General features: G+C 65.3%; 18 protein-coding genes and 2 tRNA genes. 10 read left to right on the forward strand and 10 right to left on the reverse strand.

The window, feature by feature from the left end:
• The first annotated feature begins 3 nt into the window (after positions 1 to 3).
• The gene (gene lpdA, locus BMI87_RS03365) at positions 4 to 1,392 is read left to right on the forward strand and encodes a dihydrolipoyl dehydrogenase (RefSeq protein ID WP_078519727.1); all 1,389 of its coding nucleotides are present in this window, start codon (positions 4 to 6) and stop codon (positions 1,390 to 1,392) included.
• A gap of 102 nt (positions 1,393 to 1,494) precedes the next feature.
• Entirely contained in the window at positions 1,495 to 2,031 is a 537-nt protein-coding gene (locus BMI87_RS03370; protein WP_078519728.1) for a hypothetical protein, read from the forward strand.
• A gap of 96 nt (positions 2,032 to 2,127) precedes the next feature.
• Here BMI87_RS03370 and BMI87_RS03375 read toward each other — a convergent pair whose 3' ends face one another.
• The 3 genes from BMI87_RS03375 to BMI87_RS03385 all read right to left on the reverse strand — a co-directional run bounded on the left by BMI87_RS03375 (position 2,128) and on the right by BMI87_RS03385 (position 5,915).
• Positions 2,128 to 2,631 carry an acyl-CoA thioesterase gene (locus tag BMI87_RS03375; RefSeq protein ID WP_078519729.1) on the reverse strand — a complete coding sequence of 168 codons (504 nt, stop codon included), beginning with the start codon at positions 2,629 to 2,631 and terminating at the stop codon, positions 2,128 to 2,130.
• Positions 2,632 to 2,704: 73 nt separating this feature from the next.
• Positions 2,705 to 5,155 (reverse strand): ATP-dependent helicase HrpB, encoded by a 2,451-nt coding sequence (gene hrpB, locus BMI87_RS03380; RefSeq protein WP_246832635.1) that lies wholly within the window; start codon positions 5,153 to 5,155, stop codon positions 2,705 to 2,707.
• A gap of 7 nt (positions 5,156 to 5,162) precedes the next feature.
• Positions 5,163 to 5,915 (reverse strand): DUF3108 domain-containing protein, encoded by a 753-nt coding sequence (locus BMI87_RS03385; protein WP_078519731.1) that lies wholly within the window; start codon positions 5,913 to 5,915, stop codon positions 5,163 to 5,165.
• A gap of 130 nt (positions 5,916 to 6,045) precedes the next feature.
• On the opposite strand from BMI87_RS03385, the gene meaB reads away from it, so the two are divergent.
• The gene (gene meaB, locus BMI87_RS03390; protein WP_078519732.1) at positions 6,046 to 7,032 is read left to right on the forward strand and encodes a methylmalonyl Co-A mutase-associated GTPase MeaB; all 987 of its coding nucleotides are present in this window, start codon (positions 6,046 to 6,048) and stop codon (positions 7,030 to 7,032) included.
• Positions 7,033 to 7,054: 22 nt separating this feature from the next.
• Here meaB and BMI87_RS03395 read toward each other — a convergent pair whose 3' ends face one another.
• From BMI87_RS03395 to BMI87_RS03415, 5 genes are all read right to left on the reverse strand, one after another.
• Positions 7,055 to 7,615, reverse strand: coding sequence for a copper chaperone PCu(A)C (locus tag BMI87_RS03395; protein ID WP_078519733.1), 561 nt, complete (start codon positions 7,613 to 7,615; stop codon positions 7,055 to 7,057).
• A 39-nt stretch (positions 7,616 to 7,654) separates the two neighbouring features.
• Positions 7,655 to 8,008 carry a hypothetical protein gene (locus BMI87_RS03400; protein ID WP_078519734.1) on the reverse strand — a complete coding sequence of 118 codons (354 nt, stop codon included), beginning with the start codon at positions 8,006 to 8,008 and terminating at the stop codon, positions 7,655 to 7,657.
• A 112-nt stretch (positions 8,009 to 8,120) separates the two neighbouring features.
• The gene (rpmB, locus tag BMI87_RS03405) at positions 8,121 to 8,408 is read right to left on the reverse strand and encodes a 50S ribosomal protein L28 (RefSeq protein ID WP_078519735.1); all 288 of its coding nucleotides are present in this window, start codon (positions 8,406 to 8,408) and stop codon (positions 8,121 to 8,123) included.
• A 181-nt stretch (positions 8,409 to 8,589) separates the two neighbouring features.
• Positions 8,590 to 9,246, reverse strand: a complete 657-nt coding sequence (locus BMI87_RS03410) for a GntR family transcriptional regulator (protein WP_078519736.1) — start codon at positions 9,244 to 9,246, stop codon at positions 8,590 to 8,592.
• 31 nt (positions 9,247 to 9,277) lie between these two features.
• Positions 9,278 to 9,973, reverse strand: a complete 696-nt coding sequence (locus BMI87_RS03415) for a M48 family metallopeptidase (protein ID WP_078519737.1) — start codon at positions 9,971 to 9,973, stop codon at positions 9,278 to 9,280.
• Positions 9,974 to 10,116: 143 nt separating this feature from the next.
• On the opposite strand from BMI87_RS03415, the gene BMI87_RS03420 reads away from it, so the two are divergent.
• Together BMI87_RS03420 and BMI87_RS03425 are read left to right on the forward strand one after the other, a co-directional pair.
• Positions 10,117 to 10,443, forward strand: coding sequence for a TIGR02300 family protein (locus BMI87_RS03420; RefSeq protein WP_078519738.1), 327 nt, complete (start codon positions 10,117 to 10,119; stop codon positions 10,441 to 10,443).
• 248 nt (positions 10,444 to 10,691) lie between these two features.
• Positions 10,692 to 10,767 (forward strand) — tRNA-Ala (locus BMI87_RS03425).
• 411 nt (positions 10,768 to 11,178) lie between these two features.
• Here BMI87_RS03425 and BMI87_RS03430 read toward each other — a convergent pair.
• Positions 11,179 to 11,255: transfer RNA gene (locus BMI87_RS03430), tRNA-Arg, on the reverse strand.
• Positions 11,256 to 11,401: 146 nt separating this feature from the next.
• On the reverse strand, positions 11,402 to 12,826 hold the full coding sequence (locus tag BMI87_RS03435; RefSeq protein ID WP_078519739.1) for a HAMP domain-containing sensor histidine kinase: 1,425 nt from the start codon (positions 12,824 to 12,826) through the stop codon (positions 11,402 to 11,404).
• Positions 12,827 to 13,131: 305 nt separating this feature from the next.
• On the opposite strand from BMI87_RS03435, the gene rpmH reads away from it, so the two are divergent.
• From rpmH to BMI87_RS03460, 5 genes are all read left to right on the forward strand, one after another.
• Positions 13,132 to 13,266, forward strand: a complete 135-nt coding sequence (rpmH, locus tag BMI87_RS03440; RefSeq protein ID WP_075776231.1) for a 50S ribosomal protein L34 — start codon at positions 13,132 to 13,134, stop codon at positions 13,264 to 13,266.
• 130 nt (positions 13,267 to 13,396) lie between these two features.
• On the forward strand, positions 13,397 to 13,825 hold the full coding sequence (rnpA, locus tag BMI87_RS03445; protein ID WP_078519740.1) for a ribonuclease P protein component: 429 nt from the start codon (positions 13,397 to 13,399) through the stop codon (positions 13,823 to 13,825).
• Complete coding sequence (gene yidD, locus BMI87_RS03450; RefSeq protein WP_078519741.1) at positions 13,822 to 14,112, forward strand: membrane protein insertion efficiency factor YidD; 291 nt, start codon at positions 13,822 to 13,824, stop codon at positions 14,110 to 14,112. The genes rnpA and yidD overlap by 4 nt, the downstream gene beginning before the upstream one ends.
• A complete protein-coding gene (gene ttcA / locus BMI87_RS03455; RefSeq protein ID WP_078519742.1) occupies positions 14,105 to 14,986 on the forward strand; it encodes a tRNA 2-thiocytidine(32) synthetase TtcA in 882 nt (293 codons plus the stop codon). Before yidD ends, ttcA begins: the two co-directional genes overlap by 8 nt.
• A gap of 81 nt (positions 14,987 to 15,067) precedes the next feature.
• Positions 15,068 to 16,687 carry a GGDEF domain-containing protein gene (locus BMI87_RS03460; protein WP_168175148.1) on the forward strand — a complete coding sequence of 540 codons (1,620 nt, stop codon included), beginning with the start codon at positions 15,068 to 15,070 and terminating at the stop codon, positions 16,685 to 16,687.
• Positions 16,688 to 16,870 lie beyond the last annotated feature (183 nt).

The raw sequence follows: 16,870 nt of genomic DNA on the forward strand, positions 1-16,870 counted from the left end.
ACAATGGCTGACTATGATGTGATCGTGATCGGCGGCGGCCCGGGCGGCTATGTCTGCGCCATCCGCTGCGCCCAGCTGGGCCTGAAAACCGCCTGTGTCGAAGGCCGCGACAGCCTCGGTGGCACCTGCCTCAACGTGGGCTGCATCCCCTCCAAGGCGCTGCTCCACGCGACCCATGAGCTGCACGAAGCCGAGCATAACTTCGCCAAGATGGGCCTGAAGGGCAAATCGCCTTCGGTCGATTGGAAGCAGATGCTGACCTACAAGCAGGAAGTCATCGACGGCAACACCAAGGGCATCGAGTTCCTGTTCAAGAAGAACAAGATCGACTGGCTCAAGGGCTGGGGCTCGATCCCGGAAGCCGGCAAGGTGAAAGTGGGCGATGACGTCCATAACGCCAAGTCGATCGTGATCGCGACCGGCTCCGAGCCCTCCTCGCTGCCGGGCATCGAGATCGACGAGAAAACCGTCGTGACCTCGACCGGCGCGCTGTCGCTCAACAAGATCCCGAAGTCGATGGTCGTCATCGGTGCGGGCGTCATCGGTCTGGAAATGGGTTCGGTCTATGCCCGTCTCGGCGCCGAAGTGACCGTCGTGGAATATCTCGACGCGATCACCCCCGGCATGGACGGTGAAGTCGCGAAGAACTTCCAGAAGATCCTGACCAAGCAAGGCCTGAAATTCGTCATGGGCGCCGCCGTGCAGAGCGTCGACGTGAAGAACGGCAAGGCGTCCGTGAACTACCAGCTGCGCAAGGATGAGAGCGAGGCTTCGATCGAGGCCGAGACCGTTCTCGTCGCGACCGGCCGCAAGCCCTATACCGATGGTCTGGGCCTCGAAGGCGTGGGCGTCGAGATGCTGCCGCGCGGTCAGGTGAAGACCGACGCGCATTGGCAGACCTCGGCCAAGGGCATCTACGCCATCGGCGACGCGATCGTCGGCCCGATGCTCGCCCACAAGGCCGAAGACGAAGGGATGGCAGTCGCCGAAGTCATTGCGGGCAAGCATGGCCACGTGAACTATGAAGTGATCCCCGGCGTGATCTACACCACTCCGGAAGTGGCCTCGGTCGGTCAGACCGAAGAGGCGCTCAAGCAGGACGGCCGCGCCTACAAGGTCGGCAAGTTCTCCTTCATGGGCAATGGCCGCGCCAAGGCGGTGTTCCAGTCGGACGGCTTCGTGAAGCTGATCGCGGATAAGGAAACCGACCGCATCCTCGGCTGCCACATCATCGGCCCCGGCGCGGGCGACCTGATCCACGAAATCTGCGTGGCGATGGAATTCGGCGCCTCGGCGCAGGACGTGGCCCTGACCTGCCACGCCCACCCGACCTTCTCCGAGGCTGTGCGCGAAGCCGCGCTCGCCTGCGGCGACGGCGCGATCCACGCGTAAGGCGGAACACTCGAAGAAAAACAAAAGGCGGGCTCTTGCCCGCCTTTTTCGTGTTAAGGTCGGCTATTATTCTGTCATTTTTTCAACGAGATGGTCTAACCGATGTTTTCTAAATCCTTCATCGCATGTGGTGCAGGCCTATTTCTGGCCGCGACGCCAGTCTTTGCCGAGGATCGAGCCACCGCTTTTCTTACCCTTTTTGAAAATTACTGCCTGTCGCGCATCGGAGAGGAAGGCCCCGGCCATCTTCCCCCTGAGGCACAGGCCGAAACGACGACCTTCACATTGAACGGCAAGTCGATCACGCAGACCCGCCACATCCTCCGCGGACCGGAACTCAGCCTCGATCAAAAGGCCACGACCTGCGCCGTGACGACCGAAAAGCCGCTTTCCGATGCGGCAGCGTCAAAGCTGGCAGCTAAGCTCGGCGAGAAAATTGAAAGTCGTCTGCCGAGTCTTCGGCCCTATGAGCAAGATAAACTCGGCTGGAAACTCCATCGAAGCTGGCTCGATGGGATTCCGAGCACGACAGCAATCAATTGGGGTGTCATCCTTATTCATCCCGGAACGGGAGATCCGGGAACGGATTTCACCTCGGCCACCCTTATTTTGCCGCCAGCGGACCGGGCGGGGAGCTAGGGCTTCCCGACGTCGTCGAGCTCATCTCCCCATTATTCATATTACGCGAGAAGACGGGGCAATTTCGGAGCCGAGACCCCGGCATTGCGCCGTAGCTCACCCCTCGCCGTGATCCGCCGCCGCGTCCATCTTGGCGGCGAATTCCCGGCGCAGTTCGCGGCGCAGTTCGGCGGCGCGCCAGCGGTGGCGCTCCTCTGCCGTCTCCGCCTCCAGCTTCGGAACCGCGGCGGGTTTACCGTCCTCGTCCACCGCGACCATGGTGAAATAGCAGCTATTGGTGTGACGCCGCGTGCCCGCCGTGATGTTCTCGGCCTCGACGCGGATGCCGATCTCCATCGAGGTGCGGCCCGTGTGGTTCACGCTGGCCCGAAACGTCACCAGCTCGCCCACATTGATCGGCTGCTGGAAGGTCACCTGATCGACCGACAGCGTCACCGCGTAGCGCTGCGAGTAGCGCGAGGCGAGCGAGAAGGCGACCCGGTCGAGCCAGTTCAGCAGCGCGCCGCCATGCACCTTGCCCGAGAAATTCGCCTGATCCGGCGTCATCAGCACGGTCATCACGAGGCGCTTGCGGTCCTCGAAGCTCAGCGTTTCGGTCATGTCACATCCCTCGTTGATCCGCGCCATATGCGCGAAAGCGGCGCGCCGGGTCAACGTGGTCAATTGGGCGCAGTCATTTGCGAGGCTTCGCGCGCAGGGTCGGATCGGCCTCGCGCGGGTCTTCCGGCCACGGGTGCTTGGGGTAGCGCCCGCGCATATCCTTGCGCACATCGGCGTAGGAGCCTTCCCAGAAACCCGGCAGGTCCATCGTCACCTGAATGGGTTTGTGGCCGGGCGACAGAAGCGTGATCCTGAGCGGCAGGCGTTTCGGGCCGACCGTGGGATGGGCGGTGACGCCGAACATCTCCTGCAGGCGGATCTCGATCCCCGGCGCCTCTCCCGCGTAGTCGATCGGCACGCGACGGCCCAGAGGGGTCTCGAAATGCGCAGGAGCCAAACGATCCACGAGCTGCATCTGCTCCCAGTCGAGGGCGGCGCGCAGCGGATCGGTGAGGTCCAGCTTGCGCAAATCAGCCTCGGTCCGGGCCTTGCCCAGATAGGGCAGAAGCCAGTCCTCCGCCCTCTCCAACAGCCCCTCATCCGAGAAATCCGGCAGATCGGCCCCCTGCCCGCGCAGTAGCTCCACCCGCGCCTGAAGGCGGCGGGCGGCGGGCGTCATCGGCAGCCCGATCTGGCGCAGCCCGGCCAATGCGCCGCGCGCCAACGCCTCGCGCGGAGCGTCTTTCCAGACGCGATCGTCCAGCACCAGCGCGCCGAACCGTTCGTGCTTGCGCGCAATCACCCGGCCCTCGCGCCTGGACCAGTCGCAGACATCGTGCCACGCGATTTGATCGGCGAAGAGGCGGCGAACCTCGGCCTCGGAGATCGCGATGCCTTGGCGCACTTTCGCCTCGCGCGGATCGCCGTCGAGATCGCTCACCACGATCAGGCGTTGTGCGCCCAGCGGATCGCCCTCGGCCACCACCGCGCCCTTGCCGCCTGACAGCACGTAGCGCGGCGCATCGCCCTTGCGGCGCAGACCGACGCGGTCGGGATAGGCGAGCGCGAGTTGTTCGGCGGGCGAATAGGTCTCGGGCGTCTCGGGGGCGAGGCGGGCCAGCCGCTTCGCCTCGGAGCGGATACGCTCGATCGTGCCGCGATGGGGCGTGTAGGGATGGTTCGCCTCGAAACGCTTCGGGTCGCGGATGGCGCTGAGGCGCAGAGTCAGATCGGCGGGCGCGCCGCGCAGGGGATCGCGCTCGGCCAATAGGGCAGCGAGCGGCGCGGCCTCGGGGCCAGCGGTCAACAGCATATGGCCGAGACGCGGATGCAGCGGCAGTTTGGCGAGCTTGCGCCCGTGCTCGGTGATCAGCCCCGATTTCAGAGCGCCGAGTTCCTCGAGCAGAGCGCGCGCCTCCGCCATCGCAGGCGCGGGCGGCGGGGTCAGGAAGGCCAGATCGCCGCCCTCCGTTCCCCAGACCGCGAGTTCCAGTGCGAGGCCGGTGAGGTCGGCCACCTCGATCTCGGGCGGGGCGAAAGCAGGCAGCGCGCCTTCCGCGCCCTTGGTCCAGAGCCGGTAGCAGATGCCTTCCGCCACGCGGCCTGCGCGGCCCCGGCGCTGCTCGGCCTCGGCGCGCGAGACGGGTTCGGTCACCAGCCGCGCCATGCCGGAGCTTGGGTCGAAGCGCGCGCGGCGGGCGCGGCCGCCGTCGATCACGACGCGAATATCCTCGATGGTCAGCGAGGTTTCGGCGATGGCGGTGGCCAGCACCAGCTTGCGGCCCGAGGGTGCGGGCGCGATGGCAGCGCGTTGGGCGGCGAACTCCATCGCGCCGAACAGCGGGCGGATCGCGATGTCATCGGCCAGGCGGCCTTTAAGCAGAGCTTCGACGCGGCGAATCTCGCCCTCGCCCGGCAGGAAGGCCAGCAGGCTGCCCTCGGAGGTCTCGGCGGCCTCGGTGATTAGCCCGGCCATCGCGGCCTCGAACCGCATCGAACTGTCGACCGGACGGTCCAGCCAGCGCGTCTCCACCGGATAGGCCCGGCCCTCGGACACCACGATGGGGGCCGCGTCCAGAAGCTGCGCCACCGGCTCGGCGTCGAGCGTGGCCGACATCACCACCAGCGCCAGATCGGGCCTGAGCGCGCCGCGCACTTCCCATGCCAGCGCCAGCCCCAGATCGGCATTCAGCGAGCGTTCATGGAATTCGTCGAAGATCACGCAGCCGATGCCGGTCAGTTCCGGGTCGGATTGCAGCACGCGGGTCAGAATGCCTTCGGTCACCACCTCGATCCGGGTGGATTTCGAGACCTTCGCCTCGCCCCGGATGCGGTAGCCGACCGTCTCGCCGACCTTTTCGCCCAAAGAGTCCGCCATGCGCTCGGCGGCAGCGCGCGCGGCCAGACGGCGCGGCTCCAGCATCACGATCCGGCCCTCGATTTGATCCAGCAGCGCAAGCGGCACGCGGGTCGTCTTGCCTGCGCCCGGCGGCGCCATCAGCACCGCGCGGCCATGGGCAGACAGCGCCGCACGGAGATCGGGCAGCACCACGTCGATCGGAAGAGAGAGGCGGTCTGTGTTCACCCGCCCCTTATTGCCGAGTGAGGCGACCTTTTCCATAGAGCGTGTCGGTCTCGATCTTGTCGACCTGCAAACCGCCCTTCGGGCTCGGCTCGTAATAGAGGGTGAAGGCGAAGCGGCTCTTTTCCTTCATGTCCTTTTCCGAGAACCCTTCGAGCCTGCGATATTCGCCCGAACAGACGAGGTTCTTGCCATCGGGCTTCGGATCGAACAGGCGCACCTGCGAGCGCCGCGCGCCGTCATACATCTTCACGTCGAGCTTGCAGGCCTCGTCGCGCGGCACATCGCGCAGAACCGCATAGAGTGCGGTCAGCGGATCGACCGTGCCGCCCTGTTTCGCGGGATCGACATCGCGGGGCTTGGGCTTGCGCGGCGGCTGCTGGCTGACGGAAACGGGCGTGCCGTTGTTGTAGATGATCTGGTGCTTCGACTTGCGCCCCGGCGCGTCATCCACTTCGGAATACTTGAGCGGGGTGAATTTCTGGCCGTCATGAAGCCCCGAGACGCTGGCCGAGAACTTGATCTTGCGCAGCAGCCCCACGAGGCCCGCCGTCTGCAGCACACCGTTCGCGCCATAGGCGCCATCGGTGATCTTGCCGTTGATCGCCAGTTCGCCCGCGCGGATGCCTTTGAGCACCACGTCGAAGACGATCTTGTCGCTTTGCTCGGCGCGCGCGGGCGCTGCGCCAAGGGGCGCGATCACCAGCGCGGCGCTCAGCATGGCCGCGATCGGACGCGCGGCGAGGCTCGAAAGAGATGTCATTGGCATCCTCGTGTCAGGAATTTCCCATTGGCTCTGGACATAGGTCGCAGGGTGCAGGCAAGTAACCGTTAAGTCTTCACGTCTGATGTCATTTTTGACACGAATACCCAAAATCAGCGAAAGCCTGCCGATGACCAAACAAAGCCCCGCCGACCTCGCTCCGCGCATTCTGGCCTCCGATCGCCGCGCCTTGGCCCGCGCGATCACGCTGGTGGAATCGGGCCGGGCCGAGCATCGCGCGCAGGCGGTCGAACTCCTCGATACGCTGGCGGGCGAAGGGCGTCAGGCACTGCGCATCGGGCTTTCGGGCACGCCGGGCGTGGGCAAATCCACCTTCATCGAAGCCTTCGGGATGATGCTGACCGCGAAGGGGATGAAGGTCGCCGTGCTGGCGGTCGATCCGTCCTCGGCCCGCTCGGGCGGCTCGATCCTCGGCGACAAGACCCGGATGGAGCGGCTCTCGCGCGATCCCAATGCTTTTATCCGCCCCTCGCCGTCTCAGGCGCATCTGGGCGGCGTCGCGCGGCGCACCCGCGAGGCGGTGTCTCTGTGCGAGGCGGCGGGCTTCGACGTGGTGCTGATCGAGACCGTGGGCGTCGGCCAGTCCGAGACGCTCGTGGCCGAGATGGTGGACCTGTTCGTGCTGCTGATGGCCCCGGCGGGCGGCGACGAGTTGCAGGGCGTCAAGCGCGGCATCATGGAGATGGCCGACCTGATATTGGTGAACAAGGCGGATGGCGATCTGAAACCGGCCGCGATGCGGACAGTCTCGGATTACGCCGGTGCGCTGCGGCTGCTGCGCAAGCGGCCTCAGGACCCCGAGGGGTTCCCCAAGGCGCTGCCGGTCTCGGCGATGGAAGAGAACGGGCTGGAGAAGGCCTGGGACGAGATGACCGCGCTGGCCGAGTGGCGGCGCGCGAACGGGCATTTCGATCAGCGCCGGGCCGAGCAGGCGCGCCACTGGTTCGAGGCCGAAGTCCGCGAGGGGCTGCTTGCGCGGTTGCGTCAGGACCCGGAGATCCGCGCCAAGATGCGCGAATTGGGCGATGCCGTGGCCAGCGGCGAAAGCGCGGCCTCGGCGGCCGCAGCCGAGATGCTGGAGCAGTTGGGCGGCTGAGCGCCGCCCTGCCCGGCTCCGCTCACATATCGCTTTCTTTCTTGTCCATCGTGGGCTCGGTATGTTCCGGCTCCCCGTGGGTCATGTCTTCATGTGAAATCTGCGGATCGGCGACCGGTGCACTATCCGGCGTCGCCGCGGCGGGTTGATCGCGGTTGAGATCGACCGGGATGTCCACGACCATCAGCCCCGTCTTCTCGAAGCGCAGGTTGAGCGTGACCATGTCGCCTTGGTGGAGCGGCTGGTTCAGCCCCATGAACATGACGTGATCGCCGCCACGCTGCAGGACATGCTCGCCCTTGGCGGGAATCTCGAAGCCCTCCTTGACCTCGAGCATCTGCATCTCGCCATTCGGGCCTTGCTTGTGGGTGTGCAACTCGACGCGCGCGGCGACGTTCGAGCTGACCGAGAGAAGGCGATCGTCGAGATCGGAGATATTCTTGATCTCCATGAAGGCCGCCGCCGATTTCGACATCGGGGTCGAGACCCGGACGTAAGGATCGAGGATCTGGATCGGTTCGGCGGCGAAGGCGGGGAGAGCTGCGGCGATCAGGGCCGCGCTCATCAGGTATTTGCGGATCATTTGCGTCTCCTGTGGGTGTGTTCGTCTGAAAGCTTGGGGTCAGACGGTCACGGGCGGTCCGCGGGCGCGCGGCACCACGACAGCCTGCGCCTGCGCGGTCTCGGGCTCGACCGTCTCGACGCTGCGCCCCTCGCCCTGGGGCGGTGTCGGCAGAGCCGGCGCGAGCGTGACGGCAGCCATCATCGCCAGCACCATGTCGGAGCAGATATGGGCGGGACCGGTCGGGTTGCCCTCGGCATCGACGCTGACCGTGGTCACGCCGTAGCCGGTGCAGAGCACCACCTCACCCGCGACGCGCGCCTGACCGCGTGCAACCGCCATCGTCATGCTGGTCATGGCCAGCATGAGCGCCGTGGCGATCCCGATTGGCAGCTTGAAGCGCGTCCTCCACATGGCGCTCACACTAGCGTGACAACGCAGGGAGGGAAATATGGCAGATAAAGCCGCACAAGCAAAAACCCCGCGCCGAGGCGCGGGGTTTTCGTAACTGTGGATCCGGAAAGGATCAGGCGGCTGCCTGAGCTTTCGCGATCGCTTTCTTGATCTTCAGAGCATTCACCGACAGCTCTGCATCCTTCGCCTTGGCGAGGAACGCGTCGAGACCGCCGCGATGGTCAACCGAGCGCAGGCCGGCTGCGGAAACGCGCAGCTTGAAGCTCTGGCCCAGGGTATCCGAGATCAGGGAGACATCGTTCAGGTTCGGCAGGAAGCGACGACGCGACTTGTTGTTCGCGTGGCTCACTTTGTTGCCCGTCGTGGGGCCCTTGCCGGTCAGTTCGCAAACGCGCGACATGGCATTCTTCCTTCGTTTCTACCTGGCCGAAGTTACGCGAATCGCGCGCCCGGCCCCAACATGAGAAGGCGCCGCATGGCAGCGCCCGAAAATCTGTTGGCGCGGAATACGGGCAATGGCGTCTCGCGTCAAGTCGCCCAAGCCGTTTTTATGCCCCTCACGCATCGCTTAAGGGGCGGTTTTACCAGCCACGCTGGGCCAGGTGACGCAAACCCTGGGTCACATCGGTGCGCACGGCCAATCGAAGCGCCGGTTCGTCGCCCGCACGCAGAGCCGAGAGAATCATCCGGTGGTGGCGCGGCGGCTCGTTGCGCTGCAGCTTGGTGTAGACCGCGCGCATTGTCGGCCCCAGCTGCAGCCAGACGGTTTCGATCACCGCGAGCATCGCGGGCGCCTGCGCACGCAGATAGAGCGTGCGGTGGAATTCGAGGTTCGTGCGGATGTAGCCGACCGCATCCTGCTTCGCGACAGCCTCGGCATTGGCGACGTTGATCGCGCCGAGACGGTCGATCAGCGCGAGGTGCGCCCGCGGCAGGGCTCGGGCCGACAGCTCCGGCTCGATCAGTGCGCGCAGCGCCGCCAACTCCTCGATCCGCTCGTTCGACAGCTCCGGCGTGGCGACGCGGCCCGAACTCGACAGCGTCAGCGCCCCTTCCGCCACCAGCCGCCGCAGCGCCTCGCGCGCGGGGGTCATGGAGACACCGTATTGCTTGCCCAAGCCCCGCAGCGTCAGCGCGGTGCCCGGCAGCAATTCCCCCACCATGATCTGCTGACGCAATGCGCGGTAAAGCCGATCGTGGGCGGCGGTCTCGATGGGGCGTGTAGAAATCGTGGTCATGCGCTTTTTGTGATCACGTTAGCAGCCGGGGTCAATCTCGAAACCGGATCGCATGCAGCGCAGAGCCTTCGCGCTTGAGCCAGGCGCGCTCTGACTTGAAGCTCGGACGCAGGGCTTCGACGACGCGCCAGAAGGCGGGCGAGTGATTCATCTCCTCGAGATGCGCGACCTCATGGGCCGCGACATAGTCGAGCACCTCCGGCGGCGCCATGATCAGGCGCCAGCTATAGGACAGCGCCCCGGTCGAGCTGCACGAGCCCCAGCGCGAGCGCGTGTCGCGAATCCTGATCTTGGCGAAGTCGCGCCCGATCTCGGAGGCATAGCGCGCGCTGGCCGCATGGAGCCGCATCCGGGCCGCGTGTTTGAAAAAGGTCTCGACCCGCACGCCCAGCCGCGCCGGGTCTTCGGGCACCAAGAGCCGCGCGCCGTCGATCTTCGGGCTGCGCAATCGTGCGGGCTCCAATGTCAGCATCTGCCCCTCGAAGGGGATGCCCTGTCCGAATCGCACCACCTGCGCGGGCGGAATCGCCCCGAGGGTCTTGCGCAGCCATTCGGTCTGCGAGCGCGCGAAGGCCAAAGCCTCGCGCTCGGACGCACCCCGCGGGATCGTGAGCGCCACCCGGCCGTCCACCCGCGACACCCGCAGAGAGAACCGCCGCGCACGCCCGGAGCGGCGGAGAACCAACTCCACCTCAGGCAGTTCGGGAATGGGGGGCGTGCGGGACAGAAGCTTTCTCCGAAAGGTTCGACAGCGAGAGGTGGCCCGCGGGTCGCAGCCCGGCCAGAAAAGGCACGAAAAGGCTTTGACACCCTGCCCGGCATGTGGCAGGTGGCTGCGACTCTGCTGGATTAAGTGCGCAGGAGAATTCCATGCCGAAAGAGGAATGGGGCGTCAAGCGTCTGTGCCCGCATTGCGCGAGCCGCTTTTACGACCTGAATAACGACCCGATGACCTGCCCGGTCTGCAACAACACCTTTACCCTCGAGGCTCTGACCTCGGGCAGCGGTCGTACGCTTACGACCGACAAGACGTCGTCTCAGAAAGACGATGACGTCAGTCTCGGAGATGACGATCTCGACACCGATGACGGTGACGTGGATCTCGACGACGATCTGCTCGACGACGACGACGATGACGACAATGTCTCGCTCGATGACATCGCGGATGTCAGCACCGAGGATAAGGAAGACAACTGATCGGCTGGGCCGCTCGGGACCATTGATCAAGGCGCGACGGGAAACCGTGGCGCCTTTTTCTTTGGCCCGGCGCCCTGCCCCGGCATGCAGCCTCGCGCCCCGTTTCCGGGTGCGGATGAAGACTGACGTTCGGGAAGGTGAGAGAGACGAAATTTTCGCGCGGTTCGGGGCGAAATTCCTCTTGCGCCGCCGCGGCGCTTTGCCTATACGCCTCCCCACACAGCGGGGCTACCCGCTGGACCTCCGGTGGGGCCATAGCTCAGTTGGGAGAGCGCTTGAATGGCATTCAAGAGGTCAGGGGTTCGACTCCCCTTGGCTCCACCAATACAAACTTCGCGACGTCGAAAACCCCGCCCTTCGTGGCGGGGTTTCGCGTTTCCGAGGGCTTGTTTCTCTGCAAACAGCTGAACCGCACGCCGCCTCCGACAGACGCCTGAGAGGGCTCTAAGAGGACCTCTAGGCGCCCTGCCTTTGGAACCAGCCCGGGAGAGGACGCAGAGCGTCGATCAGCACCCGCAGCCACCCTTCGAACGCCTCCGGGGCACCCCACACCCAAGCGCGGCCCCGAACCGCTCTCGCAGCGCAGCGAGAGCTTGTCCGATGAGACGCCCCTAAGGACGACCGAGGGCCCACGGCTCAACATGCACGATCGAGAGAGCGCGCAGACCGCAGCAGACAACAGTGCGAACGACAGGCATGGCCTGCGCGGCATCGGTTTTCAGTAGGAGGGGGAAATGGCGGACCCGGGACGATTCGAACGCCCGACCCCTTGATTCGTAGTCAAGTGCTCTATCCAGCTGAGCTACGGGTCCGCTTATGTGGGGCGATGTAACGGCCACGTCGGAGCGATGCAAGAGCAAATTCGAGGCAATTTTGGAAAACCGTCAAAATTCTTGGATGCCCTCGCGGAAGCCCTGAAGATCGGCACGCACCTCCCGGAACCTAACCCCGCGCAGGCTCAGGAAATTGCGCCTGCGCCCTTCTCGGAGACGCAATCCAGCGCGATATCCGAGGGCAGGAAGATTCGGAACTCGGTGCCGTTGCCGTCGGTCCGAACCAGGTCCAGACGCCCGCCGTGGCCACGAATCAACTCTGCAGCGATGGCGAGGCCAAGGCCCGTGCCGCCCGCGCGGGTGCCGCCCGTGAAGGGCTTGAAGAGGTGTTCGCGCGCAGTCTCCGGCAGGCCGGGGCCGCTATCTTGCACGCGAATCCACCAGCCATCGGCATTCTCGCCCGCGCCGATCTCCACCGTGCCGTTCTGTCCCGTCGCTTCGATCGCCTGTCGGGCGTTGCGCACGAGGTTGTTGAGCACGCGATAGAGCTGCTCGCGGTCGGCGCGGATCACCAGATTCGGCGGCATGTCGGTGACGAAATCGACGAGCGGGCCTTCGCTCGGGTGCTCCTCGTTCTCCAGAACTTCCTGCGCCAGCTCTCCGAACATGAAGCGCGAGAGCGTCGGCGGCGGCTCCTTGGCCTTGCCGAAGGCGAGCGTCGTTTCGCACAGGTTGATCGCGCGCTCGATCGAGCCGGTCAGCTTCGGGGCGGCGCGCTTCACGCCGGGATCGTCCGAACTTTCCATCCGGTCGGCAAAGAGCTGCGCCGTGGTCAGGATGTTGCGCAGGTCGTGGCTGATCTTGGCGACCGCCTGCCCGAGCTGCGCGAGACGCTCCTTCTGGCGCAGCGACGCGGTGAGCTGCTGCTGCATCGAGGCCAGCGCCTCTTCCGCCACGCGCAGCTCCTCAACGCTGGCCTGCGGAGTTATAATGCGCCGCGCATCCTCGGGCGCGTCCGCATAAGAAGACATATGCGCGACCAGCCGCTTGATCGGCACGACCATCAGGCGGCGCACCAGCAGGAACAGCAGCACGGCGGTGATCACCGAGAAGACCGCCGAGATCGACAAGAGCCGCAGCCCGTATTCCACCATCGCGATCCGCATCGGTTCGGTCGCGAGCGTAACCTCGATCACGATACCGCCCTTCTGCACCGGCTGACCCAGCACCCGGATCACGCGATCCCCGGAATCGAAGAGCGCGTGGACCGCATCACGAATCCGCGTCCATTCGGTCGAATCGCGCAGGTCGTAGGTTTCGGTCACCGGAGAGGGAATCGGCGAGGACAGCACCAGCTGCCGCGCCGCGTCCCTGCGCAGCACCACGTTGAAGACGCCCGCGTTGGACAGAAGCTCTTTTTCCAGATCGGGCGCGATAGTGGTGTCGGTGGTCAGAAGCGCAAGCGAGGCGATCTGCGCGCGCTCAAGTCGCGTCAAAAGATAGTCTTCGCGAAAATTCGCCAAACCCGGCAAAAGGATCAACGCCTCGGCGAGCACCACGAAAACCGTGGTCAGGATCAGAAACCGCCCTGAAAGAGTGTTCACTTTCATCGCCTATCAAACGCAAGGCCGTCCCGCAGGATCGGCCCGTCCCCTTCAATGTCACTCTTGATGCACCGCCGGTCAGGATGCAAGGATACCGTCCCCTGCGTCAGCCGCGCTTTGCGCACAAGATAGGCGGCTCGCGCAGAAGGCAAAACCCCGTGAGCGGTCACGATCCGTGCGAAGCGACCGGAAAAGCCGGAAAAAACCCGCTTTGGCGAATTGACTTGCTGGGGAGAGGTCACTAAAGAGCGGCTTCGAAATGCTATCTGGCCCTCGAATCCTGTTTCTGGGCCCGAACCGGAGTGAAAACGATGAAACGCACGTTCCAGCCGTCGAACCTCGTTCGCGCCCGTCGCCACGGCTTCCGCAGCCGCATGGCCACGAAGGGTGGACGCCGGGTTCTCAACGCCCGTCGCGCGAAGGGCCGTAAGCGTCTGTCGGCTTAAGGCCGTTACAGCCGCTACTGGCTTTTGACGCCGCCGGATGCTTTTCGCAGGTCGGGCCCTCGGGTCGGATCGGTGAAAAGACCGGCGGCTTCGCTATTTTGCGCGTCGTTTATTCGCCGGAGGTCGCCTGATGGCCGCCATACGCTCAGATGATCCGACTCGCCCGACCGCGGTTCTGCGGCAGCGGGCGGATTTCCTGAAAGCGGCCTCGGCGCAGCGTAAGGGGATGCCCGGCTTCCTGCTGCAGGCGCGCAAGCGCCGCGAGGGCGAGCCCGTCGCCCCCGATCTGATCCGCGTGGGCTTCACCTGCTCGAAGAAGCTCGGCAACGCGGTGGCGCGCAATCGCGCCAAACGCCGCCTGCGCGAGATCGCACGGCAGGTTCTGCCCAAGGCGGGTCGGCCGGGCTGGGACTATGTTCTGGTCGGGCGCCCCGAGGCGACCGCCACCCGCGACTTCGCCGCCATGCTGGCCGAATTCGAGACCGTGCTCACGATCATTCACGATTTGCCGATCTCCCCACCGCGGCCGCGCAAGCCCAAGGGGAGCAAACGCAAATGAGCCCCCTCGCCCGAATCCTCGCCCTGCCGGTTCATGCCTATCGCTTGCTGCTCAGCCCCTGGATGGGGCATGGCTGCCGCTATCAGCCGACCTGTTCGTCCTATGCGCTCGAAGCGCTCGAACGGCATGGTGCGGTGAAGGGTGGTTGGCTGGCCGGGAAGCGGCTCCTGAGCTGCCACCCTTGGGGCGGGCATGGCTATGACCCGGTGCCCGGGGCCGATCCCGAATTTGACGCCGCCCATCGTTGCGCCCATGCGCATGACGCGAAGGACACTCCAGATGCTTGATGACGAAGACAGCCCGATCCATCCGCTTTTTGCGGGCGCACCCTCGACGACCGAGTTCAAGAAGCTGCGCAAGCGCATCGTGCGCGAGACCCGCGAGGCGATCGAGAAATACGGGATGATCGAACGCGGACAACGTTGGCTGGTCTGCCTCTCGGGCGGCAAGGACAGCTATACGCTGCTGGCCATTTTGCACGAGCTGCAATGGCGCGGACTGCTGCCGGTGGAGTTGCTGGCCTGCAATCTCGATCAGGGCCAGCCGGGGTTCCCTGCAACCGTGCTGCCGGAGTTCCTCGAGAAGATGGGCGTGCCGCATCGCATCGAGTATCAGGACACCTATTCGATCGTGATGGACAAGGTCCCGCAGGGCCGCACCTATTGCGCGCTGTGCTCGCGACTGCGGCGCGGCAACCTCTACCGGATCGCACGCGAGGAAGGGTGCTCGGCGGTCGTGCTGGGCCATCACCGCGACGACATTCTCGAGACTTTCTTCATGAACCTGTTTCACGGCTCGCGCCTTGCGACGATGCCGCCGAAACTGCTGAATGAGGAAGGCGATCTCTTCGTCTATCGCCCGCTCGCCTTCGTCTCCGAGGCCGATTGCGAGAAATTCGCCCGCGCGATGGACTATCCGATCATCCCTTGCGACCTCTGCGGCTCTCAGGACGGGCTGCAGCGCCAGCAGGTGAAGATGATGCTCGACGGTTGGGAGAAGAACGCCCCCGGCCGCCGGAACAAGATGTTCAAGGCGCTGATGAACGCACGCCCCTCGCATCTGTGCGACCCCTCGATCTTCGATTTCGCGGGGCTCGAGCGCCGCGCGGAGGGTGAAGCGGATTTTAACGAAAACGTCCCGGATTTGCGCGAGCGCGATTAACCGGCTGAACACGAATGACGTCTAGCCTTGCTGGCGAAGGGGGGCCTTGAGGGGCCCGCATGTGCCATGGGGGTAGGTGTCATGGGAAGTGACGGGGGCAAGCGCGCCGCCCGCAAATCAGAGCTGCGCGCAAGATATCAGGGCAAGCCGGGTCCGGTTCTGCTCCGACGCGAGATGATCGCCTTTTTGCCAGCCTGCGGGCTCGCCCTGCTCTGGGTCGGGCCGGAGGCGATGGTACTGATCGGGCTGACCGCGATTCTGGTGGGCTGGATGACACGCCCCCTGCCCGTTCCGCCCGAGGTCGACGAGGAAGGCTGCGACCCCGCGACCGGCCTGCTGCCGCCGAGTGCCGCGATTTCCGAGATGGCCGCCTCCTTGCAGGACGCACAGCAGCGCAATCGCCCGACCGGATGCCTGATCCTCGGGCTCGACGCCCCCGATCAGGTGCTGCGGCGACTCCACCCAAAGGAATTCGATCTTCTGCTGCGCCGGATTGGCGAACGGCTACAGGCGCAGTTGCGCAGCGGCGATGTGGTCACGCGCTGGGACGGCGCGCGTTTCGCGGTGATGCTGCGTCCGACGCCGCGGCTTGGCCTCGAAGGGATGATCCAGCTTTGCGGCCGCCTTCAGGAAGCGGTGAGCGAGCCTTACGTGATCGCCGAGCAGACGCAGGAGATCACCATGCATATCGGGTTTCACCTCGTGGGCCGAAGTGCCGCAGCCCCGGCCTATCGCGACGACGCGGCCACGCAGGCCAAGGCTGACGCGCGCGCCAACACAGAGGCGGAGGCGGCGCTCTCGCGCGCCGAGACCGCGGCCAACCGCGCGATGCAATCTGGCCCGGGGGCGATCCGCTCCTCCCGCTCGGACAAGATCGCCACGAAAGAGCCGGGCCCGCATCCGCTCTCTGCCAGTGTCGGAGAGGCGCTCGAAGCGGGCCATATCAAGGCGTTTTTCCTGCCGCAGATTTCCACCGACACAGGCGATATCAGCGGATTTCAGGCGATTCCGCGCTGGCTGCATGCGCAGCGCGGGATTTTGACCGAAAGCGAGATACTCCCCGCAATCGAGGCTGCAGGGCTTGGCGCGCGCTTCTCCGAGGTCATGCTCTACGCGACCTTCGGCGCGCTGCGCGACATCGCCCGCGACGGCAGCGACTTCGGCCCGGCCTCGCTTCCCTTCCTGCCCGGGCAGATGAGCGACCCGAAGCTGGCCGAGCGGCTAGCCTGGGAATTCGATCGCTTCGAGGTCGCCCCGACCCGGCTGCGGCTGATCGTCCCGCAGGCGATGGTGGCGCGGCTCGACGATCCGGTCTGCAGCCATACGCTGCACGCGATCAAGCGCCTCGGCTGCCTGATCGAACTGGCGGGTTTCGGCTCCGGACCCGTCTCGGCGGAGACGATCCGCCAGATCGGGCCGCAGCGGCTGCGCATCCATCGCTCGCTCACGGCGGAGATCGACCACAACACCGAACACCAGCGCCTGACCGCCGCGATCGTGTCGATGGCCGAAGGTCTTGGACTGGAGACACTCGCCGAAGGGGTGCCGGGGATCGCCGAACACGCGATGCTGTGCCAGTTGGGCTGCTCGGCGGTGCAGGGCCCGGCGATTGCCGCGCCGATGCCGATCAGCGAATTCCTCGAATGGGCGGAACGCCATCGCACCAAGCTCGACGCGACGCCGCAAATCGGCAGGCGTTGAACCACCCCAAAGCCCGGGCCGCAAACCGAGTCGCAGACCGGGCTTTGCCACTGCGGACCCCGGATCCGGGCCGAAAGCGTGATGGCAAACCATGCCCGATCCACTGTTTCAAGGGAAAATGGCTTGACCTTTGGCTGCCCCTTCTGTTGAACCCATGCAAGTTTTCGACAGGCTTGTGGAATT

Origin of the sequence: Thioclava sp. F28-4, from assembly GCF_002020045.1 — a bacterium.
GTDB lineage: Bacteria > Pseudomonadota > Alphaproteobacteria > Rhodobacterales > Rhodobacteraceae > Thioclava > Thioclava sediminum.